The 23830-nt window shown below is 40.4% G+C and carries 27 protein-coding genes; 8 read left to right on the plus strand and 19 right to left on the minus strand.

The genetic code is table 11. The features are described from left to right. Positions 1-298: 298 nt before the first annotated feature. The 15 genes from EDD61_RS02150 to EDD61_RS02220 form a co-directional block, all read right to left on the minus strand. The gene (locus tag EDD61_RS02150; protein ID WP_132223664.1) at positions 299-997 is read right to left on the minus strand and encodes a lysophospholipid acyltransferase family protein; all 699 of its coding nucleotides are present in this window, start codon (positions 995-997) and stop codon (positions 299-301) included. Next, positions 988-1347: a holo-ACP synthase gene (gene acpS, locus EDD61_RS02155; RefSeq protein WP_132223667.1), complete on the minus strand. Its 360-nt coding sequence runs from the start codon at positions 1345-1347 to the stop codon at positions 988-990. The genes EDD61_RS02150 and acpS overlap by 10 nt, the downstream gene beginning before the upstream one ends. Next, a complete protein-coding gene (locus EDD61_RS02160; RefSeq protein WP_132223670.1) occupies positions 1344-2015 on the minus strand; it encodes a biotin--[acetyl-CoA-carboxylase] ligase in 672 nt (223 codons plus the stop codon). The genes acpS and EDD61_RS02160 overlap by 4 nt, the downstream gene beginning before the upstream one ends. Next, positions 2015-2443, minus strand: a complete 429-nt coding sequence (fabZ, locus tag EDD61_RS02165) for a 3-hydroxyacyl-ACP dehydratase FabZ (RefSeq protein WP_119983479.1) — start codon at positions 2441-2443, stop codon at positions 2015-2017. The genes EDD61_RS02160 and fabZ overlap by 1 nt, the downstream gene beginning before the upstream one ends. A 2-nt stretch (positions 2444-2445) precedes the next feature. Beyond that, positions 2446-3684 (minus strand): beta-ketoacyl-ACP synthase II, encoded by a 1239-nt coding sequence (fabF, locus tag EDD61_RS02170; protein WP_132223673.1) that lies wholly within the window; start codon positions 3682-3684, stop codon positions 2446-2448. Beyond that, positions 3685-4416: a 3-oxoacyl-[acyl-carrier-protein] reductase gene (gene fabG / locus EDD61_RS02175; RefSeq protein WP_008687363.1), complete on the minus strand. Its 732-nt coding sequence runs from the start codon at positions 4414-4416 to the stop codon at positions 3685-3687. A 4-nt stretch (positions 4417-4420) separates the two neighbouring features. Further along, positions 4421-5347 carry an ACP S-malonyltransferase gene (gene fabD, locus EDD61_RS02180; protein WP_008687361.1) on the minus strand — a complete coding sequence of 309 codons (927 nt, stop codon included), beginning with the start codon at positions 5345-5347 and terminating at the stop codon, positions 4421-4423. Between the two features lie 84 nt (positions 5348-5431). Further along, entirely contained in the window at positions 5432-6499 is a 1068-nt protein-coding gene (locus EDD61_RS02185; RefSeq protein WP_132223676.1) for an NAD(P)H-dependent flavin oxidoreductase, read from the minus strand. Next, positions 6489-7442: a nitronate monooxygenase gene (locus EDD61_RS02190; protein ID WP_008687357.1), complete on the minus strand. Its 954-nt coding sequence runs from the start codon at positions 7440-7442 to the stop codon at positions 6489-6491. Before EDD61_RS02190 ends, EDD61_RS02185 begins: the two co-directional genes overlap by 11 nt. Positions 7443-7490: 48 nt before the next feature. Then, positions 7491-8495, minus strand: coding sequence for a beta-ketoacyl-ACP synthase III (locus EDD61_RS02195; RefSeq protein WP_243642678.1), 1005 nt, complete (start codon positions 8493-8495; stop codon positions 7491-7493). Further along, positions 8452-9387 carry an acetyl-CoA carboxylase carboxyltransferase subunit alpha gene (locus EDD61_RS02200; protein WP_008687353.1) on the minus strand — a complete coding sequence of 312 codons (936 nt, stop codon included), beginning with the start codon at positions 9385-9387 and terminating at the stop codon, positions 8452-8454. The genes EDD61_RS02195 and EDD61_RS02200 overlap by 44 nt, the downstream gene beginning before the upstream one ends. Further along, positions 9378-10253 carry an acetyl-CoA carboxylase, carboxyltransferase subunit beta gene (accD, locus tag EDD61_RS02205; protein ID WP_008687351.1) on the minus strand — a complete coding sequence of 292 codons (876 nt, stop codon included), beginning with the start codon at positions 10251-10253 and terminating at the stop codon, positions 9378-9380. Before accD ends, EDD61_RS02200 begins: the two co-directional genes overlap by 10 nt. Further along, a complete protein-coding gene (gene accC, locus EDD61_RS02210; protein WP_008979502.1) occupies positions 10237-11604 on the minus strand; it encodes an acetyl-CoA carboxylase biotin carboxylase subunit in 1368 nt (455 codons plus the stop codon). Before accC ends, accD begins: the two co-directional genes overlap by 17 nt. Continuing rightward, positions 11601-12050, minus strand: a complete 450-nt coding sequence (gene accB, locus EDD61_RS02215) for an acetyl-CoA carboxylase biotin carboxyl carrier protein (RefSeq protein ID WP_008687347.1) — start codon at positions 12048-12050, stop codon at positions 11601-11603. The genes accC and accB overlap by 4 nt, the downstream gene beginning before the upstream one ends. 55 nt (positions 12051-12105) lie before the next feature. Then, positions 12106-12330: an acyl carrier protein gene (locus EDD61_RS02220; protein WP_008687345.1), complete on the minus strand. Its 225-nt coding sequence runs from the start codon at positions 12328-12330 to the stop codon at positions 12106-12108. 559 nt (positions 12331-12889) lie between these two features. Between EDD61_RS02220 and EDD61_RS02225 the strand changes: the two genes are divergently transcribed. The 5 genes from EDD61_RS02225 to EDD61_RS02245 all read left to right on the plus strand — a co-directional run bounded on the left by EDD61_RS02225 (position 12890) and on the right by EDD61_RS02245 (position 15931). Next, positions 12890-13447: a biotin transporter BioY gene (locus EDD61_RS02225; protein WP_008687344.1), complete on the plus strand. Its 558-nt coding sequence runs from the start codon at positions 12890-12892 to the stop codon at positions 13445-13447. A gap of 115 nt (positions 13448-13562) precedes the next feature. After that, positions 13563-14807, plus strand: coding sequence for a GTPase HflX (gene hflX / locus EDD61_RS02230; RefSeq protein WP_132223679.1), 1245 nt, complete (start codon positions 13563-13565; stop codon positions 14805-14807). Between the two features lie 166 nt (positions 14808-14973). Next, positions 14974-15288 carry a DUF6442 family protein gene (locus tag EDD61_RS02235; RefSeq protein WP_132223682.1) on the plus strand — a complete coding sequence of 105 codons (315 nt, stop codon included), beginning with the start codon at positions 14974-14976 and terminating at the stop codon, positions 15286-15288. Between the two features lie 62 nt (positions 15289-15350). Next, on the plus strand, positions 15351-15671 hold the full coding sequence (locus EDD61_RS02240; protein ID WP_132223685.1) for a DUF6442 family protein: 321 nt from the start codon (positions 15351-15353) through the stop codon (positions 15669-15671). A 50-nt stretch (positions 15672-15721) separates the two neighbouring features. Further along, positions 15722-15931: a helix-turn-helix transcriptional regulator gene (locus EDD61_RS02245; RefSeq protein WP_008687337.1), complete on the plus strand. Its 210-nt coding sequence runs from the start codon at positions 15722-15724 to the stop codon at positions 15929-15931. A 165-nt stretch (positions 15932-16096) separates the two neighbouring features. Here the strand turns inward: EDD61_RS02245 and EDD61_RS02250 are convergent, their stop codons facing one another. Beyond that, positions 16097-16789, minus strand: coding sequence for an ATP-binding protein (locus EDD61_RS02250; protein ID WP_132223688.1), 693 nt, complete (start codon positions 16787-16789; stop codon positions 16097-16099). Between the two features lie 88 nt (positions 16790-16877). Here EDD61_RS02250 and EDD61_RS02255 point away from each other — a divergent pair, with 88 nt between their 5' ends. Next, a complete protein-coding gene (locus EDD61_RS02255) occupies positions 16878-17534 on the plus strand; it encodes a Crp/Fnr family transcriptional regulator (RefSeq protein ID WP_132223691.1) in 657 nt (218 codons plus the stop codon). A 154-nt stretch (positions 17535-17688) separates the two neighbouring features. On the opposite strand, the gene EDD61_RS02260 is transcribed toward EDD61_RS02255, so the two are convergent. Further along, the gene (locus EDD61_RS02260; protein WP_008687333.1) at positions 17689-19221 is read right to left on the minus strand and encodes a bifunctional ADP-dependent NAD(P)H-hydrate dehydratase/NAD(P)H-hydrate epimerase; all 1533 of its coding nucleotides are present in this window, start codon (positions 19219-19221) and stop codon (positions 17689-17691) included. A 207-nt stretch (positions 19222-19428) separates the two neighbouring features. On the opposite strand from EDD61_RS02260, the gene coaBC reads away from it, so the two are divergent. Both coaBC and EDD61_RS02270 read left to right on the plus strand, forming a co-directional pair. Then, positions 19429-20637: a bifunctional phosphopantothenoylcysteine decarboxylase/phosphopantothenate--cysteine ligase CoaBC gene (gene coaBC / locus EDD61_RS02265; protein WP_132223694.1), complete on the plus strand. Its 1209-nt coding sequence runs from the start codon at positions 19429-19431 to the stop codon at positions 20635-20637. Further along, a complete protein-coding gene (locus EDD61_RS02270) occupies positions 20631-21428 on the plus strand; it encodes a type III pantothenate kinase (RefSeq protein ID WP_008687331.1) in 798 nt (265 codons plus the stop codon). The genes coaBC and EDD61_RS02270 overlap by 7 nt, the downstream gene beginning before the upstream one ends. A gap of 43 nt (positions 21429-21471) precedes the next feature. On the opposite strand, the gene EDD61_RS02275 is transcribed toward EDD61_RS02270, so the two are convergent. Continuing rightward, entirely contained in the window at positions 21472-22764 is a 1293-nt protein-coding gene (locus tag EDD61_RS02275; RefSeq protein WP_008687330.1) for an HAD hydrolase family protein, read from the minus strand. Positions 22765-22826: 62 nt separating this feature from the next. Continuing rightward, positions 22827-23780 (minus strand): type I phosphomannose isomerase catalytic subunit, encoded by a 954-nt coding sequence (locus EDD61_RS02280; protein ID WP_132223697.1) that lies wholly within the window; start codon positions 23778-23780, stop codon positions 22827-22829. Between the last annotated feature and the right edge of the window lie 50 nt (positions 23781-23830).

The raw sequence follows: 23830 nt of genomic DNA on the forward strand, positions 1-23830 counted from the left end.
TTTTTCAGAAATTACAAGGCGAATGACGATGCAACCATACCAAATGCAACAGCCTTTTTCTTAATGATGTTTAGCTTTTTGAAAGAGTTGCTATAAATAACGGAAAAATTGAATAATAAATAACAAATATATCACTTAGCATAAAAAAAGAAAAGAAACCCTTTCAGAATTTAGTTGGTGATGAAAGATTATTCCCTTTTTCTAGTGATGCATCTTAAGCTTACCTTCTTTACAAAAGGATAACTATTATTTTTTTATAACCATGCATAGTAAATTACCGAAAAAAAACGTCATTCTCTTATGAGCCTGACGTAGCTTTCTTTTGCAATGCTTCCTGCATTTCTTTTTGCAGAATGGCACATAAACCATCTGCTTTCTCTTTACGGTATTCTTCATATGTGCGTGCCTTTAGAAAAGTCACCTCAAAAGCAGTACCGTGCAGTAATACACGTTTAAAATCATAAGAATTCTTTAAGACCATTGGCACAATGGTTGCTTTTGCCATAAAAGCAGGCTGTAATGATCCGGCATGCAATTCTAACAACTGCCCATCTTTCGCTCTTGTTCCTTCAGGAAAAATTAATAGATTTCTTCCTTTTTTTAAGCGGCGTGCACTTTCTCTTAACATATGAATGGCACTGGATTGTTCCTCGCGATCAAAATAAATTAGCTCTAAGGTTTTTGCCCAATTGGCCACATAAGGTATTTTTTCATTTTCTTTCTTTGATATAAACGTAAATGGGGTCGTAATGATGGCAAGCTGTATCAACATATCAAATGCACTTTGGTGATTAGACACAAACAGAATCTCGCCTTCTTTAGGCATTTCTTCTGTTACATCAATTTGGATACGACAGCCAAAAGCTTTGATGATACGCTTTGACCAACTAGCCATATGCTGATACCGCACTTCAAATGGTTTCTTTCGTACCAAAAAAGCATCCATCCAAGATGCCGGAAGTAGATACAACATACGTAAACAACCTACTATAAACATGAATCATCCATCTCCTTAGACTGTACGATTGCATATGCAATGGCATAGTCATGCTCATGTGCAATGGAAATCTGTATATCATATGTTTCCATTGTACAATACGGTGCCCCATGGGCATCACTTAATATCTCGATATCACAAAGAGGAACATTGCAGTGCGCTGACAGTGCCTTATAAATCGCTTCCTTACCGGCAAAACGTCCGGCTATCCATTCGGCCTTACGTTTTGACTGCATATGTGCACAGCATGCTTGTTCCTTCTGCGTTAATATTCTTTGCATATGTCCTTTTTCCATAGCATTTGCGACACGGTAAATATCCACAATGTCACATCCGATTCCTATTATCATATGATTGGCTCCTTATATATACTGGATAATGTGACTTCTCCTCCATGTAAGATGCGTCTTCCTTTCGCATTCCTAATTGTCAAAGTTCCATCACTGTTTACATCCTGTACTTCCCATACTACATCATCCAGCTTAATTTTTCTACCTTTTAACATATGATATTGACGATATCTTTCACACAGCTCTTCTTGGGAAAGTCTTGCTAAAGAGGTACACTGATGTAAAATGTCCGTTAGGAGAACTTCTTTATTTATATTAACATAACCGGCTTTTGCCTTTAAAGAGCCTTCCTTTTCCGACAGATTACATCCAATACCAACGATCATTGCGGCCTTTTGATTCCCTTCATATACTGTTTCAATTAGAATCCCACATACCTTTTTCCCAGCCACCAAAATATCATTCGGCCATTTGATCAAAGCTGCCACATGAAAGCTTTCTAACGCTTTAACGATGGCCAATGGAAAAAGGATAGGAGAAGGGAAATGCTGTTTATAAAGGATGGAAAAGGTCAGATCCTCATTGCTTTCCCATGTTCGCTCAAAGCGCCCTCTTCCCTTAGTCTGATGTTCAGCTAGGATGACGCTTTGATCTGAGAGCATCGCATAATTATGCTTGCAAGTATCATTGGTACTGGCTAATTCAGAAAAGCGCTGTATGGTGTACATTACGCCTCATCAATGGCAAACATCAGTTCTCCACTGACTGCAACTTCATCATCAACGGTTGCCACAGCATTCACAAAGACGATTCCCATGCGCTCTTTCGTGACTTCACAGGTCAAGGTCAATTTGTCCCCGGGAATAACCTGACGTTTAAAGCGCGCTTTGTTGATACCGGCAAATAAACCAATCTTTCCTTTATTCTCTTCCTTGCTTAACAACATCACCGCCACGGTTTGTGCTAAAGCCTCCAGCATCAGTACCCCGGGCATAATGTGCTTCTGGGGAAAGTGTCCTAGAAATTGCATCTCATTTGCGCTGATGCATTTACTTCCTACAACCTTATTTCCCTCAATGCTCTCAATGCGATCCACCAGTAGAAAAGGATAACGGTGGGGAATGATCTTTTGGATATCGTTGCTATTGTATAACATATTTATTCCTCCCACTTTTGAATGATAATGCTGGCATTATGACCGCCAAATCCTAAGGAATTGGACATTGCCACATGCACAGGTGTATGCAGGCCTTCATTGACCACCAGATTCAAGTCACAAGCTTCATCCTTCTGCTGGTAATTGATCGTTGCCGGCACAAAGTCGTTTTGTACTGCTAATGTGGAAATAATAGCTTCCAAAGCACCGCTGGCACCTAATAAATGACCGCTCATCGATTTGGTGCTGGATACATATGGCTTCATAGCATCCTTACCGAAAGCTTTTTTTACTGCCAGTGTTTCACTGGAATCATTTAGCGGTGTACTAGTACCATGGGCATTGATATAATCAACATCTTGCATTTGCATAGCGGCATCTTTTACTGCCATTTGCATAGCTTTTGCGGCACTGCTGCCATCGGCCAATGGAGCCGTGATATGATTGGCATCACAAGTACTTCCATATCCTACAATTTCGCCATAGATGTTTGCTTTACGGGCAAGGGCATGTTCCAATTCTTCTAAAATCAGCACACCGGCGCCTTCTCCCATAACAAAGCCTTTACGCTGCGCATCAAATGGGATGCTGGCACGCATTGGATCTTCCCCCTCGTGTAAGGCACGCATCGAGGCAAAGCCTGCCATGGCAACCGGTGTAATACTAGCTTCACTTCCTCCGGCTGCGATGATATCTTCATAGCCATCACGAATACGATGGAAAGCTTCTCCGATAGCATTGGTACTTGCTGCACAAGCTGTTACCACACTGGAAACATTCCCTTTCGCTCCCAGATCAATTGCTACACTTCCCGGTGCCAGATTAATCAATGCCATAGGGATAAAATAAGGAGAAACGCGACTTGGTCCGCGATCTTTCAAAGTTGTGCTTGCACCTTCAATCGTTGCAATACCACCAATACCACTTCCTAGGATTACCCCAAAGGCATCGGCCTTGATCGTATCTTCAGACAAACCGCTGTCAGCATATGCCTGTTTCGCGGCAATACGCACAAACTGGGTAAAACGATCATTAAATTTCAATTCACGTTTTGTGAAATATTGTTCCATATCTAAATCTTTGACTTCACCTGCAAGTTTCGCACGAAACTCACTTGTATCAAAATGGGTAACCTTTCCAATGCCACAACGGCCTTCCTGCAAAGCATCCCATACTTCTTCTACGTTATTTCCAATTGGGCTTACAACACCCATTCCGGTTATGACAACTCTTCTTTTCATTTACATCACCATCCCGCCATCAACTGCGATGACTTGTCCTGTTATATAATCACTATCTTCACTGCATAAAAACTTCACGACGTTGGCAACATCCTGCACACTGCCGAATTTTTTCATCGGTATATTGTTTTTAGCATTCGCCTGTACGTCTTCACTTAATGTATCGGTCATCGCTGTCTGGATAAAACCAGGGGCTACGGCATTGACATTAATGCCTCTAGGTGCCAGCTCTTTTGCTACCGCCTTGGTCATCGCAATGACTCCACCTTTACTAGCCGCATAATTGACTTGACCGATATTGCCGCATAAACCGACAACACTTGCCATATTGACAATCTTGCCATGACGCTGTTTCATCATGATCCTTGCCACATGGCGGATACAGTTATACGTTCCTTTTAGATTAATGCGAATGACATCATCAAATTCTTCTTCACGCATTCTTAATAATAAATTATCTTTCGTGATGCCGGCATTATTCACAACGACATCCAGATGTCCATATTCTTTCACGATGGTATCCATCATTTCCTTAACATCCTGTTCATTGGCAACATCACATTGCATCATCTTATGTTTGCCGCTTGGATCAAGCTTGGCTAAGACTGCTTTTGCGCCTGCTTCACTGTTGGCATAATTGATGATGACATCGTATTCCTTTGATAAGGTGATAGCGATAGCTTCTCCGATACCGCGGGAAGCACCGCTGATAAATGCTGTTTTTCTTTCCATATGACTATCCTTTCAATGCATTAAGGCATTCCTTCAAGCTTGCCTCATCTTCGACATGCAAGATTTTTACGTCATGCCCTTTGCAACATTTTTTCACAAAACCACTGACAGCTTTTCCCGGACCAACTTCAATAAAGGTATCTACACCATCTTCCAGCATATGTTCAATCGTCTGCGTAAAATAGACAGAATGTGCAATTTGTTTACTTAAGATTGTGTTCAGATCGGTCTTCTCTGGTTTTCCCGATATATTGTGATACACCGGAATGGATGGCTGTTTAATATTGTATTGTGCTAAGACCTTACGCAACTCTTTAGCCGCATCTAGTAATAAGGAAGAATGAAACGCCCCGCTGACCTGTAAAGGAATCACGCGTCTTGCTCCCAATTCTAAGCATCGCTTACTTGCTGCTTCAACGGCAGCTTTATGCCCGGTGATTACGATTTGTCCCGGACAATTATAATTGGCAATTTCACATACGCCCAACGCCTTAACTTCTTCACAAGCCTGTAAGATTTTCGCTTCTTCTAACATCAGAATAGCCGCCATACTGCTGATTCCTGAAGGCAGTGCATTGGCCATGATCTTGCCTCGCTGAGCAACGATCTTCGTACCATCTTCAATTGAGAAAGCATTCGCATAACATAAGGCACTGTATTCTCCCAATGATAAGCCAGCGCACACATCTGCTTCAACGCCAAAAGAACGTAGCAGCGTTGCACAAGCCATGCTGTGCAAGAAGATTGCAGGCTGGGCATATTGTGTATCATCCAAAGTTTCCTTTGGACCTTCAAAACAAAGTTGTTTCACATCGAAATCTAAAGTACTGCTGTCAAAGATGGCTCTGACGATAGCGTAGTTGTCATATAAATCTTTTCCCATGCCGGGATGCTGAGCACCCTGACCAGAGAATAAAAAGGCTGTTTTCATGAATGTCCTCCTTACGTATATGATGGCATGCATCTGCTTAGAATGCAGATGATACGCTCATAACTCATTCGTATATAAATGAACCTAAATAAAAGCTGCTTTTAGTTCATCCATCAATTGTTTTACCGTGACGATTTCCGTAATACGCCACGCATTGGCTCCTGCAAATACTAAGCCCTGTTCTACCTCACCATGTACGGCATGAATCAATGCCTCACTGATACAATATGGCGTTGTTGCCGGTTTACATGGCAACATACAGCCAATACAATGGGATGGTGCTATGCGCTTTTCTTTTACCTGACGCATAAAATCCGTCATCACCGCTCTTCCCGGTAATCCAGCAGGACTTTTCACCAGTTCGATATCTTCCTTTTGGGCTTGCACAATCGCTTCTTTAAAAGCAGGCGATGCATCACATTCCTGTGTGGCGATAAAACGCGTGCCCATTTGTACACCGGCAGCTCCTAAATCACAAAAGTGACGGATATCTTGCGCATCATAAATGCCCCCTGCTACAAAAATTGGTACCTGTCGCTGATAGCGTTCTTCAAATTCAGGAAGAAGGGCTTTTACATCGGCTAAGATTTTTTCTAAAGGCTCTGCCTTATTTGTGATAAGATCTTCTTTCTTAAAGCCCAAATGACCTCCTGCTAAAGAACCTTCAATGACGATAAAATCAGGCAGGCGATGATGATGGCGATCCCAGGTCTTCAAAATCAGCTTTGCCGCTCTGCCACTGGATACGATTGGTGCTAGTAAAATATCCGCATCCTTAACAATGGCTGGCAAATGCATTGGCAGCCCTGCTCCGGAAATAATGGCATCCGCTTGAGCATTAACGGCAGCTTTCACATAAAACTCATAATCTTTACTTGCCACCATGATATTTACACCACATAAGCCCTTTCCCTGTGCCCATTCTTTTGCCTTTGCAATTTCTTCATGCATTGCCTGAATATTACAGATCATGCTGTTTTCCCAGAAATCCGGTTTCTGATATCCCGGGTGTGCTGCACTGATTACCCCCATGCCGCCTTCCTTCATCACAGCACCGGCTAAGGAAGATAGTGAAATACCAACTCCCATACCACCTTGTATCACAGGTACTTCTAAGCTTTTTCCATTATGGAAAAGAATCCTATTCTGCATAAATTAATCCCTTTACTTTTTCGTTTAATGTAATGATTTCTTCCTGACTTTCCTGGATCAAGGAAGCGAAAATGTCTTTGAGTGGACGAATTTCCTTACACATACCGGCAACCTGTCCCATCATGACAGAACCATGCTTCACATCACCATCAAATACGGCTTTTCGCAAACCGCCTAAGGTCAGTTTTTCCAATTCTTCCTTTGGCGCATTTTCATGTTCCAACTTCAGATATTGGATTGCCATCTGGTTTTTCAAGATACGTACCGGTGCCCCCGCATTACGCCCGGTCACGACACTATCCAGATCCTTTGCCCGCAGCACCGCTTTTTTATAATTTTCATGAATTGGACATTCTTCACTCACCAATAAACAGGTACCTACCTGTACGCCGACTGCCCCTAAGCTTAGCGCTGCATTCAATTGTTTCCCACTGGCAATACCACCAGCTGCAATTACTGGAATAGATACAGCATTTACGACCTGTGGTACTAATGACATTGTCGTGGTTTCACCAACATGACCACCACTTTCGCCACCTTCTGCGATCAGTCCATCAACACCGCTTTTTGCTAAACGGCGTGCTAAAGCCACACTGGCAACAACAGGAAAGACTTTACAGCCACTTGCTTTTAATCCTTCGATATAAGGTCCGGGATTTCCCGCACCGGTTGTCACAACAGCAACCTTTTCTTCAATGATCACCTGCATGATTGCCTCCGTATGCGGATTCATCAGCATTACATTGACCCCAAAGGGTTGCTTTGTCAATTGTTTGCATTTTTTGATAGCAGCTCTTGTCTGCACCTCATCCATCGCACCGGTGGCAATGATGCCTAAACCACCGCAATTGGATACCGCAGCCGCAAATTCTGCTGTCGCGATATTGGCCATCGCTCCTTGAAAGATCGGATAGCGAATACCTAAGAGTTCATTGATTAACATGATTGTTCTCCTTTTGTTCCTGATACATCGTATCATTGCGAACCTTTTCTATAACTCGATATAAGCTCCGGCCCAAGTAAAACCTGCACCAAAGCCACTTAATACTAATTTCATCCCTTCTTTTAACAGACCTTTTTCCTTCATTTCCCCAAGGGCTAAAGGAATGCTGGCTGCAGATGTATTCCCATACTCCGCAATATTCATATAAACATGAGCCATATCAATATGACAGCGACGACACACATTCGCAATAATACGCGAATTGGCCTGATGAGGAATGATCCAATCGATTTCCTCCATCTTAACACCAGCCTGTTGCAATACAGCTTCCATGCTTTCTTGCATAGCCTTTACGGCAAAGCGAAAGGTTTCACTGCCATTCATGCGGACAAGGGATGGCGTATATATCTGTTTTTCAAATAACTTACGAGGAAGTGGAGCATCACTGTGAATAATGCCTTGCTCATCCCCCATGCTGCGCGCATAGTGAAACATTCGACAAGCTGTATCTTCCTGCTTTAAGACCATGGCTCCTGCCCCATCCGCAAAGATAATACAAGTAGCGCGATCTTCCCAATCCAATTGTTTACTGATAACCTCTGCACCAATGATCAAAGCACATTTTGCCTGATTCATCGCTAATAAGCTGTGTGCCGTCTGTAAGGCATAGAGAAAGCCAGAACATGCTGCATTAATATCAAACGCCATGACCGCCTGCTCCTTCATCCCAAGTTTGGATTGAATCAGACAAGCAGTGCTTGGTGTCGTTTTATCCGGCGTAAAGGTCGCCGTAATAATCAGATCAATCTCTTTCGGATCTATTTGCGCATCCTGCAAGGCCATTTTCGCGGCTCTCACACCTAAATCACTCGTATTTTCATCCTCTGAAATATAGCGGCTTTCAATACCTGTACGTGTCTGTATCCATTCATGATTTGTATCAACATAAGTTGATAGCTCATCATTGGTTACCTTCCGTTTGGCTTTGGCATAGCCAAGCCCTTTTACTTTACATCCCTTCATAGGATTGTCCCATCCTTCTGAATTTCTCATATCGTTCACTTAACAGTGTTTTTTCTTTCTTTTTCATTAAACGCTCCAACTGTTTCAGCAATTCTTCATCCAATTGGGCAATAACATAATCTAAATCATGATGAGCACCGCCCAAAGGTTCTTTGATGATCGTATCGATTACACCCTTACGTTTTAAATCCTGTGCTCGTAATTCCATAACTTTGGCTGCCTCTGCTGCCCGCTTTTCATCTTTCCACAAAATGCTGGCAAACCCTTCCGGAGATAGTACCGAATAAATCGCATGTTCCAACATCATGATCTGATCTGCAACACTGAAAGCCAAAGCACCACCACTGCCTCCTTCACTTAAGACAACGGCAATAACGGGAGTTTTCAGATCGGCAAATACTTGCAAACATTGCGCAATAGCTTCTGCCTGTCCGCGTTCTTCCGCTCCTTTTCCCGGATAAGCACCACTGGTATCTACCAGCGTAATGATCGGGCGATGAAATTTTTCGGCCTGTTTTGCCAGACGCAAGGCCTTACGATACCCTTCCGGCTGCAGCATTCCAAAATTACGCTTCATATTTTCTTCCAGCGTTTTTCCCTTGCTTTGTGCCAAGACCGTTACCGGAATCCCATGAAAACTTGCCAAGCCCCCTTGACAGGCACCATCATCCCCATAGAAACGATCGCCATGCAATTCCATAAAATCATCAAACAGCCTGGCGATATAATCACTCGCTTTGGGGCGTTTGGGATGTCTAGCCAGATATACACTATCCCAGGCATCCATATGGGTATACGCCGTTTGGCGTATTTCTTCTATTTGTTTTACAATCGCCTCTTTTTGCAAGATATCCTCGCTTTCTAAGGATGCTAAAGAGGCTTCTAAAGAGGCAATCTTTGCCTCACTTTCTCTTAATCCCATGAAACTCTCCTTTCATGAAGACGCAGCAGTTGGATCAACACATTGCGTGAATCTTTGCGTTCCACGATACGGTCAATAAAACCTTTTTCCAACACAAATTCAGCCGTTTGGAAATCAGCTGGCAGCTCTTCATTAACAGTCGAGGCAATAACCCGCTTTCCAGCAAATCCAATCAGACATTTCGGTTCTGCCAAAATAATATCTCCCAGCATCGCAAAGCTGGCAGATACACCACCGGTGGTAGGATGCGTCAGATAGCTGATGTACAATAACCCTGCCTCATGATGTTTAGCAAGCGCTGCACTTGTCTTTGCCATTTGTACAAGAGATAAAATACCTTCTTGCATACGCGCTCCTCCACTTGTACAAAAAATGATAAGTGGCAGTTTTTTCTTCGTCGCATATTCGATACACCGGGTAATCTTTTCTCCGACGATCTGCCCCATGCTGCCCATAAAGAAATTGCTGTCCATAATAGCTAGTGCGCATTTGATACCACCTAATTTTGCCGTACCGGTAACCACTGCTTCATATAAACCAGTCTTTTTTTGTAAACGCTCCAACTTTTCCTCATACCCAGGGAATGTTCTTCCCTCAAGTAACGTCATACGTTTATCCATTTCCACAAAGCTACCCTCATCGACGATCTGCCGTATGCGTTCATGCGCAGTTAGTTTTAAATGTGCTCCACAATGCGGACAAACATATAAATTATGCATTAGATCCTCAAATGGAATGCTTTCTTTGCATTCGCTGCAACTGCGAAAAAGATTCTCAGGAACATCAATCGGCTGTTTCTGATCACTGCTGCGACGGCTTTTGAATAAATCCAAGCGCATCTTGCGTGTTTTAAATAATTGTTCCATCCTCTTTCAGCTCCTTTATGAATGTTTCCATAAAACCGGTATCATACTTGCCGCTGACAAATGTCGGATGATGCAGCAACAGATACTGAAATTCAATATTAGTTTCGACTCCTTCAATGATCAATTCTTCCAAGGCAATGCGCATACGTTTGATACATTCTAAACGAGTTGGCGCAAAGGTAATGATCTTGGCAATCATGGAATCATAAAACGGAGGAATTTGATAACCGTTGTAGACGGCACTTTCCACACGTACATTGCGTCCTTGGGGAAAGTTGATAAATTTGATAGTTCCAGGACTAGGCGCAAAATTCATTTTAATATTTTCCGCATTGATGCGGCATTCGATGGCATGTCCAAGACAAGGAATATCCTCTTGTTTGATATGCAGTTTTTGATGCTCGGCAATGCGAATTTGCATTTTGATAAGATCAATTCCCGTGATTTCCTCGGAGATGGTATGTTCCACCTGAATACGGGTATTCATTTCCATAAAATAATACTGCCCACGTGCATCTAATAAAAACTCTATCGTTCCTACACTATCATAGCCAACTGCTTTGCAGGCATTGACAGCGTCCTGTAATAAATGATTTCGTGTGTTCGCATCCAGTGTATGACATTGTGCTTCTTCCAATAGCTTTTGATTGCGCCGCTGGCAAGAACAGTCACGTTCATATAAATGCAAAACATTGCCAAAATGATCACCCATCAGCTGTACTTCAACATGTTTGGGCTCAACGATGAATTTTTCCATATACACCGCATCATCCCCAAAGCAGACCTTTGCCTCAGCTCTTGCCGTTTCATAGGCATCCATGACCTCTTCTGCACAATCGGCTCTGCGCATACCACGACCACCGCCGCCATTCGCTGCCTTGATCAATACCGGATAACCGATGGATTCTGCCATAGCTAACGCATCTTCCTTGGTTTTCAAGATATCCTTACTGCCGGGAATCACTGGTACACCGGCCTTTATCATTACTTGACGGGCATGATTTTTATCTCCCATCTTATCAATGATATCCGGACTAGGACCGATAAAGATTAGACCACATTGCTGAACCAAACGGGCAAACTTGGCATTTTCACTCAAAAAACCAAAGCCGGGATGAATGGCATCACAGCCCGTCATGCATGCTGCACTTAAGATATTTTTCATATTTAAATAGCTGTCAGCGCTTTTTGCTTTCCCGATACAGACAGCATAATCTGCCAGCTGCACATGCAATGCTTCTTTATCCGCTGTTGAATACACCGCAACCGTTTCAATGTTCATCTCTTTACATGTACGAATAATGCGAACAGCAATTTCGCCACGGTTGGCAATTAATATTCTGCGAATCATGCGGCCTCTCCAATACGAATCAGCTCTTGATCAAATTCCACCATAGACTCATTCGTAACTAAGATTTCCGCAATGACACCATCGATTGGCGAATGAATTTCATTCATTACTTTCATCGCCTCAATAATACAAAGAACATCGCCTTTTTTCACCTTCTGACCGATTTCCACAAATGGCGTACTGCCAGCTGCGCGACTGCTGTAAAATGTTCCAACAATCGGTGCTTTCACCCAATAACCTGCCTTTTTTTCTTCTTGTACAGCTGTTTGCACAGGTGCTTCCTTAGGCTGTGGAGCTAAGGGAAGCGTCGTAGTTGGCGCATAGGTTACTTCTTTTCCTGTCGGCTTTTCCATTTTTATTTTCATATCATCTGCTTCAAGTTCCATTTTTGCTAATTGGGAATCTTCAAAGATCTTGATGATTTCTTTTATCGTTTCTGTGTTCATGCTTTACCTCCCATGAATAGATTTTAAAAAAGCCAAGTCATCTTGGCTTTGCGTTTTATTGCTTGCTTTCCAGTAATTTAACGATATCAGCAACACTTACCAATTTCGCAAGCTCTTCATCCTCAATGCGGACATCAAATTCTGTTTCCAGCTCTAAGGAAAGCTCTACTGCTGCTAAAGAATCAATACCTAAATCATCTTTCAGGTTTGCTTCCATAGTAATCATATCTTCATCGACGTTAATTGCTTCTACTAATACTTCTTTTACTTTTTCAAACATATTTTGTTCCTCCTGGTTACTCTGTAACTGCTAAAAGATTAACACTCCTAGTTTTAATTGTCAATAGTTTTAGTATTAAAAACTAGATAACATTTCAACTAGGAGGTTAATAGTGTTTTTGTTGTCGAGGTGAATTCCAATATTTTGAAATTCAAACGTATTTTAATACTTTGATATTCAAAAGTAAATAGTTTGATGGTCAAATTTTAATTTTCACATAGTTTCACATAATTAGTAATGCTATCTTTTTCTCTCATTTCCCTTGAAAATAGGCTGTTTTTAACACCTAGGTTCGCAGAAATCGTCTTCCTTTTTCCTCATATAGCTTAATCGTACCACCAGTAAGCGTACGATGATTCATAATATTTCATATCATTTTTCAACGAACCATCTTCAAGTTTTCTTTTTCTTTTACACTTTCATTTTCCCTTTTCCAAATAAAAAATATGTAATATCTTCTCTCTTTCATATAGTTTATGAAATTATCAATAAAGTAAAAAAGTTTGACAATCAAAATAAGTCGCAGTATACTCTCTTTCGTGAACAGGAGGATTTACAAATGAAAACAAAACAATTAACACTATGTGCCTTTTTTACGATCTTATATATACTGGGTTCTCGTATTACAATTCCCACTGGAATCATACCTTTGACCCTTCAAACGATGATGGTGATTATCGCCGGTATTCTCTTACGTCCAAAAGAAATTTTAGCCTCTTATGGTGTTTACTTTCTGATGGGATTTGTCGGATTACCTGTTTTTGCCAGCGGTGGTGGTCTCAGTTATGTCTTACAGCCATCTTTTGGTTTCCTATTATCTTTCCCTTTTGCGGCTTGTCTGATTTCAGCTCTTCGTCATAAATATGAGCTTACACATTTTTATCAGCTATATCCACTTTGCTTATGTGCGTTATGCTTTATTTATCTAATAGGTTGTGGCTATATGTATCTGATTTTTAACTATTATATGGGAAGTGCTAAAGATATTTCCAGTATCATTGCCATTGGAGCTGCACCTTTTGTTATCAGTGATTCCATTAGCATGGCCGTTGGTTGTTTCTGTGCCATTCGTTTATCCATGGTATCTTCCATTAAACGTATTCTAATCTGTGAATAAGACTGTTTTTGAATGATCAAAACCTTTCTAATAGAACAAAATATCTTATTTTAGAAAATTATCATTCGAATAATTCCTTCCTTCATAGTACAATATAGAGTATTGGAGGACGTATATGGAAGATATTATCGTTGTATTTGCAGATATTGATACACCGCAAGAAGAAAATGAGGAATTCATCGAGCTTATCAAAGCTTGTGATATGAACATCGTAACATGTTTTAAACAGCCGCTAAAGGCTATCAACTTTCGTACCTTTATCGGTAAAGGAAAATGTTTAGAAATTCAAACGTATCTGACCTCAACAAAAGTAGATACTATCATCTTTAATCAGGAGCTATCTCCTTTACAGATACGAAATCTTGAGGAAATATTTCAGATTCCGGTACTGGATCGTACCGATTTGATTCTTGCTATCTTTGAAAAACGTGCAGTGACGCCGGTTGCTCGTTTGCAGATAGAAAGTGCCCAATTAAAAAAACTCTTACCACGTTTGATTGGGGCAAATACCCAATTAGGCAGACAAAGTGCCAGTGGTAAGAATAAAGGTGCCGGAGAGAAGCAATTGGAGCTCGATCGCAGACGCATCAAAGCCCGCATTCATGAGGTGGATCGAGAGTTAAAAAAAGTAGAAGCGCAGCGTCATACCCAACGAAGAGCAAGACAGCGTTCCCGCTTACCCTTAGTAGCCTTAGTCGGCTACACCAATGCCGGTAAATCGACGATCATGAATCAACTCTTGCGCTGCAGTGCACATAAAGAAGAAAAACAGGTTGTTGAAAAAGATATGCTATTTGCGACATTGGATACATCTATACGCTGTATTACACAGCCACATGGACATAGCTTTCTTTTAAGTGATACCGTTGGTTTTGTGAATCGGCTGCCACATGAATTAATTGAAGCCTTTCACTCTACTTTAGAAGAAGTAAAATACGCCGATATGCTCTTGCAGGTTGTAGATGCCAGTGATGAAGAAAAAGCAAAGCATATGGCTGTTACCATGGAAACCTTACGGGAAATCGGCGCTGGAGATCTTCCTATGCTAACAGTTTTTAATAAATGTGATAAAACAGAGTATCCTTATCCTCATAGCAAAGGACATGAGCTCTATATCAGCGCCAAGGCAAAAGATAATATGGATGCTTTATTATCGGCCTTAAACAAACAGCTTTTCGCCCAAGAACACCATGTAAAATTACAGCTTCCTTATGAACAAACCGCTATTTATGCAGCCTTGATGCAACAAGCCTGTATCCTAGAGCGTGAAGATCAAGAGGAAGGCATGTATTTGGATGCCTTGTTGAATGAAAAATTGTATCAAAAGTATCAACAATACATCATACAGCTTTATGCCTAAGCCGCTAAAATGCGGCTTTTTATGTTTTATGACAAAGTACTATTTCATTAACATAACGCGATGACACTTGTATATCGCCAAGAAAACTTTGCAATAATCGTTGACAATAAAACTTGGCATGATATACTGTAATTACCAAGTAAACTTGGCAAATGGAGGAACACTTATGAATAAAGATGAAATTTTAATGAAGAGTAGGCAGGAATATCAAAGAGAAGATGAACGTGAAATTTATATCACTACCCAAGGCTTCATGTATGGTGCTGTTGGGATGGCAATTATTTTCTTTATCCTTGTCTTTCTCAAGCTATTTCTTAAAGAGCAACGTATTGATGACATATTAGCTATGTATGCAGCTTTTCTATTTGCCCATTATGTATATAAATATCGTATGGATAAAGTGCATAAAAATATCTATCCTATGCTATGCTGGGGCATATGTGCTATACTGAATTTAATCGTCTTTATATGGAAAGGATAAACAATCTCCTATTAGACAAGATATTTTCAAAAATGGATAAATAGGAAAGCAGTGGAAAAATAATGGAAAAAGAAGAAATACTTGCCAAAAGCCGCATAGAGCAGCAAGGTAAGGATGAAAGAGAGCTTTATATTTTACGTAACGCAAGTAACATTGCTGTTTATACTGGTTTTGTAGCTTGCTTTATAATTAGTATCCTAGAACTTTTGTTTATGGGAAGTTTAAGCTTTAGCAACTGGGCCGTATATTGTGCTATGATGGCTGGCTTGTTTTATGTAAAATACATGGCTTTGCATCTACGCCATGAAGGTATTGCTTTCTTTGTTTATAGCGTGCTGACACTTCTTTTCACAGCTATTTATGTCTATAGGATCATTCTATGATCAATCTTGATAAGAATGGTATCTAAGCATCGTATAGAAAGGATGACAATATGAAAGAACAGCTGATATTAAGAAATCATATAAAAGATGTACGTAGTGAAAAGAAGCTATCACAAAGTCAATTGGCGGAACTGGTGGGTGTTTCACGCAATACGATCAGCTCCATTGAAACCGGTCAGTTTAATCCCACAGCGAAACTGGCTTTGATTTTATGTATCGCATTAGATAAAAAATTTGAAGAGCTTTTCTATTTTGAATAAACCTATTTTCAAATTCATAATAACGAAAAAGATTCTATCCGCGTATCCATCACTGATTTGCTCTAGAATCTTTTCTTTTATCTATGCATTACTTATGTTTTTCATACTGTGTCTGATAGTTCTTTTGCCATAAGATGCATACTTTTGCTATGCTGGTATGCTTTATTACAGTAATTGTCCTTCACTTGTAATAATCATCACATCACATGGCACGATCTTCCCACTATTTGTGATTGCCTTAGTGACTGCATGCTCTAACCCTTTACAACAAGGCACCTGCATACGAACAACACTAATTTTACGGATATCATTGCGTTTGATGATTTCCGTTAATTTCTCGCTATAATCTACCACATCTAATTTAGGACAACCAATCAAGGTGGTTTTTCCATGCATAAACCTATTATGGAAGTTACCATAAGCATATGCCGTACAATCAGCCGCAATCAATAATTCTGCTCCATCATAATATGGTGCTTGCAATGGTACTAGCTGTATCTGTAACGGCCATTGACGAAGCTGTGAAGAAGGTCCGCTAAGCTCTGTTGATGGTTTGGGTTGAGATAGTTGTATAGAAGCACTTCCTGGACAAGCACAAGTACCCTGTGCTTGCTGTTTGCGTTTTGCCATATGTTCTTTTACAGCCACTTCATCATAGGCTGCCGCTTCTCGTTCCACAAAATGAATGGCATCTTGCGGACATACCGGCAAACAATCACCCAAACCATCACAATAATCATCACGCAATAATTTTGCCTTTCCATTCACCATGCCGATGGCACCCTCATGACATGCTTGAGCACATAACCCACAGCCATCACAACGTTCTTCCTCTATCTGTATAATTTTTCGCAACATACGAAATTCCTCCTTTATTGACATCACAATGGCAGTATACTACAATACAAATAGAAAGTATGTTGTTAAAACAACAAAAGGTGAAAATATGAAGGTTTCTTTCCTATTAGAAACAGCATTGTTTCAAGGCATTGCTCCACAAGAATTAGAAACATTGCTGCCACGTCTTCGCATGCATAAAGAGCAATTCTCAAAAGGAGCAATCATTTACCATGCCGGTGAAAGGATACGCGAACTGGGAATTGTTGTATCTGGCCGTATCCAAATAGAAACCTATGATTTATGGGGCAATCGCAGTGTCTTAGATAGTATTGGTCCAAAAACCATTTTTGCGGAAACTTATGCCTGTCTGCCAGATGAAGTAATGTTGGTAACCGTGAGTGCCAGTGAAGATAGTGAGGTTTATTTTCTGGATGCCCACGCTATGATCAAGGCTGCTTCTACTCACCCTGCTTTAATTCAAAATCTGTTAACATTGACAGCACAAAAAAATCTTAATCTATCGCGTAGAATTTTCCATACCTCTGCTAAAACAATACGAGCGCGCTTACAATCCTATCTATCCTTTGAGGCAACTCGACAACACAGCAATGATTTTTATCTTCCTTTTAACCGCCAACAGCTGGCTGATTATTTAAGCGTTGATCGCAGTGCTTTATCAAATGAATTATCAAAGATGCAAAAGGAAGGCTACTTACGCATCCATAAAAACCATGTGATATTTTCTAAAACTAAAACACGTTAAAAGTATACACTTGGTTACCTTGTACAAATCCTTGCATAGTTTACATAAAAAAAGACGGTTATGGCAATAAGAGCGCATCGTTGCTCATATCCCATTTCCGCTTTTTTATATTGCTAAGATCGCTGTTTTATGCTGACTGCAGAAATTTGCGATGTTATTCTTCTTCTCGTAAGATCTGATAGGTTTCTGACAAAGAAGCAATTAAATCATTTGGCAATATACTGTTTGCGTCTTCATCCTGAAGTAATAAATCAGCAGTTAAGGCATGTACATAGACAGCACAGGCAGCACTTGTTAAAGCATCTTTGCTTTGTCCAAACAGACCGGCTAAGATACCACACAATACATCACCACTGCCCCCTTTTGCTAAAGCATGATTACCGGCAAGATTCAAATACATCTGCTGGCTATTGGCAATGATTGTATGTGCATCCTTTAAAGCAACCGTCGAAAAAGGATATTTACGTAAAAATTCCTTTAATACGGCGATAGGATCCTGTTGAATATCTTTGATACTATGTCCACTGAGATAGCTCATTTCTTTTACATGTGGTGTTAAGATTGTCGGATATGGACGTTGCAAAGCCGCGGTAATCTTCCCTGTTTCATATAAAGCATCGCCATCTAAAATACATGGGCGATCACTTTCTAACACGGTTCTTACAAGCTCTTTGCCTGCTTCATTGCGTCCCATGCCATTTCCTATGATGATCATATCATATTGCGATAGAATGCGTTTTAAGGCAGTAATGGCATCATGGGCAAAGAAACCATCTTCACTGGCTGCCCCAATGATCATACTTTCTTCCAATTTACTGGCCAATAATAAGGTAATACAATCCGGTACAAATAAAGTAAGTGTTCCAATTCCACTGCGCAAAGCAGCTTTTGCCGCCATGGTGACTGCACCATGCATCTCCTTGCTGCCACCAATCATTAACGCTTTTCCATAAGTACCCTTATGCGAATGAGAAGAACGCTGCGGCAATAACGTTTTTACAAGATCGTCTTCTAAGACAAGCAGTCCCTCTGCCATTTGCTCGATGGCTTTCGGCATCTGAATAGATAAAGGAATGATCTTTCCACTATAGGCACTGCCCGGATATAAAATTTGCCCCAATTTATAGCTTTCAAACGTCAAGGTGATATCTGCTTGTATTGCACATCCCATAATTTGTCCGCTATTTCCATGAATACCACTGGCGATATCGATACTGATAACCATTTTATCAGCCAAGTTAATCTGAAGAATCAAGCGATCATAAAAACCTGATATCGTTCTTGATAAGCCTGTTCCAAATAAAGCATCTACAATAATATCCGCATCCTGTATGAGTTGTTCGATATCCTTTCGTTCCTCACTATGTGAGCATGGAATCTGATAACTATTTGCTACCTTAGCAAAAACGGCCTCATCCAAAGACATATGCCCATAATCCACACAACAATGTAATTGTACATGCGTATAACCTTCCTGTACCAATAAACGCGCTAACGCAAAACCATCGCCGCCATTATTTCCTGGACCACAAACGATCAAAACATGTTTGCTTTTTTCTATATGTGCTAAAAAGTAGCCACATACCGCCATCGCCGCATGTTCCATTAAGACGGTTGATGGAATTCCATAAGTGTGAATTGCTGTTTCATCCATCTTTCGCATTGTCTCTACGGTAACTGCCTTCATAGTACCACTTCCTTTACTTATATTATAACGGATTCCGCTATGAAACGCTTTCTTTTCTTACGAAAAACATAATCTTTTTCCTGAAATCAGTGCTTGTGAATTTTTTCTCATTTTTCATTTAGTAATTCTTGTGGTGTTTTCCGGTTTGCGTTATAATGATTAAGACTTAAATGAAAATAAATAGTTACATCCTGAAGAGGTGCGTTTATGAAAAAAACGATTGTATTGGGGGTCACTGGCGGCATTGCGGCATTTAAGGCAGCCCAGTTGACAAGCAATTTCATTAAAAAGGGGTATGATGTAGAAGTCATCATGACAAAGAATGCAACAGAATTTATTACCCCTCTCACTTTTGAATCTCTGACAAAACACAATGTGATGGTGTCTACGTTTGAAAAAGTAGCCGATCGCAGTGTCAAACATATTTCCATCGCACAGCGTGCAGATATCTTTGTAATCGTTCCGGCGACGGCAAATGTCATTGCGAAGATAGCACATGGCATTGCCGATGATATGCTGACGACAACCTTTCTGGCTGCCAGCTGTAAGAAGGTCATCTGCCCGGCAATGAATACCGGTATGTATGAAAATCCTATCACCCAGAAAAACTTAGACCTATGTCGTTCTTATGGCTATGAAATCTTTGAACCAGCGAGCGGTTTTCTGGCATGCGGTGATATCGGTAAAGGAAAATTAGAAGATATTACCATCATTGAAGAACGTGTAGAACAGCTATTGATGGAAGAACAATTACTAACAGGAAAACATGTTTTAGTTACGGCTGGTCCAACGCAGGAAGCTTTGGATCCGGTACGCTATTTAACCAATCATTCCACTGGCAAAATGGGCTATGAAATAGCTCGTGCCGCAAAAGATATGGGAGCAGAGGTCACCTTGATCAGCGGTCCTACTTCCTTAGCTGTTCCTGCAGGTGTGAAACGTATTTCCATCACCTCAGCTGCCGAGATGTTTCAAGCGGTCAAGCAGGAATATGAAACGCAGGACTTCATCATTAAAGCTGCTGCTGTCGGAGATTATCGTCCCGAAGCCATCGCACAGGATAAAATAAAAAAAGCTGGGGATGTCTTGGAAGTTCGTTTCGTAAAAAACGAAGATATCCTTGCTTATGTAGGCGAGCATAAAAAAGCTCAACAAGTGCTATGCGGCTTTGCCATGGAAACACAAAATCTCATCGAAAATGCGACCATCAAGCTGAAAAAGAAGAATTGTGATATGATCGTTGCGAACAATCTTCGTGTGGAAGGTGCCGGTTTTGCCGGTGATACAAATGTCGCAACACTGATTCATCAAGATCATATGGAAACATTAGATAAAATGAGCAAGTATGAATTAGGGAAAAAGATCCTGCAGATTCTTTTAGAAAAACAAAAGCAGAAAGGACAAGCCTCATGTTAATTGTTATTGATATTGGTAATACGAATATTACTATTGGAATTTATAAAGATGATAAATTGATTGGCAATTATCGTCTGACTACCAAAATGAAACGTACCAGTGATGAATATGGATTTATGATCTTAAACTTCCTCTCTGCTTCCAAAGCCAGTGCCGATGATATCAAGGATGTTATCATTTCCAGCGTCGTACCTAAGATCATGCATTCTTTCTTGAATGGTATTCGCAAGTATATGCATAAAGAACCGATCGTTGTTGGTCCTGGCATCCGTACCGGCATTTCGGTCAAGGCAGAAAACCCTAAAGCGGTTGGCGCTGATCGTATCGTTGATGCAGCCGGTGCTTATTATGAATATGGAGGGCCTTGTCTAGTCGTCGACTTTGGCACAGCTACAACCTATGATTATGTCGATGCAAATGGCAATTTTGAATTTGGTGTCATTGCTTTAGGCATTGAAACAAGCGCACAGGCGATGTGGACACAGGCTGCTAAGCTTCCGGAAATTGAAATTAAAAAACCGAAGACGATCTTAAACAAGACTACTACCACTAGCATGCAGGCCGGTTTGGTTTATGGTTATATCGGACAAAGTGAGTATATCATCAAACAGTTTAAAAAAGAGCTGGGTGTGGATATGAAGGTCATTGCGACAGGTGGTTTAGGAAAGATTATCTATAAAAATACGGATGAAATTGATATTTATGACCGTGATCTGACGTTTAAAGGCTTAAAGCATATTTATGAGAAGTATACCAATGAAAAGAAACGTTTAGAAACAAAAGTAGGTTGAGATGTGCAATTCTCAACCTTTTTTATGTCCTATTTTAATGAATTTAATGTCGTTTACGATAACATTTTTCGACCATTCGGATAGCTCCATCTTCTTTCTTTTTATCAACTTCGACATAATGAACAGCTGTATTTGATTTTACAAAGCGCTTATCAGACATCTGTAAAAGACGAGAATCTTCTTCAGAAATAACATATAGTGTAGTAAAAGCTTTTTTCAGCATTACTTCACTGATTATACGATCTTTACATGCTGTTGCACTATATATTTCCAAAATGGCATATGCATGATGTTCTTCATCATTCTTATAAATCATGCGAATGGAAGGATCTTGCAAGGCAAGCAGCTGCTCATAGAGAAGTGACAGCTTTTCCTTTTTTTCCATTACCAATATCATCAAGGCATTTTTCATATCTTTCACATCCTGACAGATGTAGTTTTTATAAGGCGTCTTTCGCATACGATGATAATACTCTTCTTCTACGGCATGATGCAGATCTTGGTAATAGACATGTAAGATCTGATGGATTACCGTATGAATAAAACAATTGATCTTTGCGTCTTGAAAGATGGTCAACAGACGTTTCATGCTTGCCTCATTTATGTACTGGCAATGTTGATACTCTTGTTTTTTTATATCGTAACAACAGGCACCATTCATAGCAATTAACGGTAACTGCAATGGAATATCCTTGAGTTCTGATAAAACATCCACCGGACTTTGCTCACTCATGATAGCAATATTGGCATGTCGTTCCAGCAACTGTTTCATTTTTACTTTGGTATATGCGCTGAGTTGTCCTTCTTCATTATATAAACCATGTTCTAAACTAACAACAAATAAGCTGGTATCATGATGATGGTTAGGTAAATGCACACCGTTGATGAATAAGGCAACGAAAATACCGATTAATGTATCAATCATACGATTTATGGCAAATAGATAAGGATTTACATCCATTGCATGGGATACGGTTATACTCATAAATACGACACAAGAAATATAAGAAGCGCTTTTCATATTTAACAATACGCTTAGATAGATGACAACGATGATCGTTACAGAAATGATGATATATTGAATCAGCATATAGTCCTGAGAAATAAAGCTTTGTTCAAATAATAATACCGCCATGCCGATAAAACCGCCTAAAAAAGTTCCTTTGATACGGTTAAAAGCGACACGTTTACTATTTGTAACATCTTGTTGAATGCATAATACCGCAGCGATACAGGAATAAAACACGATGCCTTCCTGCCCACGCAGCAAATAAATGACAAAGCATAAAAACACCGCAAGACTGGATTTTAAGATACGTCTTCCAATTCTTGGCATCCAATCCCTCCAATCTTCCTTATTATAAGCAGTTTGCTAGTAATTGTAAAGAAAAACGAGGCCTATGCCTCGTCCTTCTCATTGCGATAACTTGCTAAAAACAAATCCATCGCTCCTTTGAATTCTAACATGCCCATACCATGAGGCACTAGAATGGTTTCTCCTTGACGTATAGGTACGCCCTGAATGCTGCCTTCGCCTTTCACACAGGTATAAAAGGCGAAACGATCATGTTTAAAGCTTCCTTGTGCTTCCACTTGTAAGCGCAGCAGAGTATATAGACCGGGTTCATCCCAATAGCGCGTCACATGAATTCCTCTTTCATAGGCACTTGGATAGACGACAAATGTTGTGGAGGTGTCAGGTATATTCACATTATCATAAACCGCTTTAGGTTGAATATCACGTTTTTTTCCGGTTGCAGGATCAATGCGATCATAATCATATAAACGTAAGGTACAATCTGCATTGCGTGAAATATTGTAAGTCAAGACTCCTTTGCCAATGGCATGTAAGGTACCGCTTGGAATATCAATAAACCCATCCTTTACTGCCTTTAAGTATTTTAATAAATGCACAAAATCATTTGCTTCTGTCATTTGCATAAATTCTTCTTTGGTTTTCGCATGATGACCGAATTGGATTTCTCCATCTTCTGTAGTATCTAAGATGACCCAAGCCTCTGGTTTTCCACGGCCGCCATTATAGTGTTTCGCAAAAGCATCGTCAGGATGAATCTGGACTGAAAGTTTATCCATAGGATCCAAGATGTTTACTCGAATCGGTAATTCAGCAGTTTCACATTGAAACCAATCCGGTTTTTGTTCATACAACTGAGATAAGGTCATCTGCAGTTCTTCCACCATACAATCTGCATGGTTCTTTAATGCGACAACATTGTACACCTCTCCAAGTGGCGCAATCGTTGTTTCATAATGAAATTCCTCCCGTAAACGCTTGCCGCCTCCCCACATACGCGTCTCATAAAAGGGGGATATCTTCACAATCTTTTTCATACTATATCTCCTTACTTATCCATCGAATAAAGTTTTTTTACAAAAGTATC

This window comes from Longicatena caecimuris (genome assembly GCF_004341945.1).
Taxonomy (GTDB): Bacteria; Bacillota_I; Bacilli_A; order Erysipelotrichales; family Erysipelotrichaceae; genus Longicatena; species Longicatena caecimuris.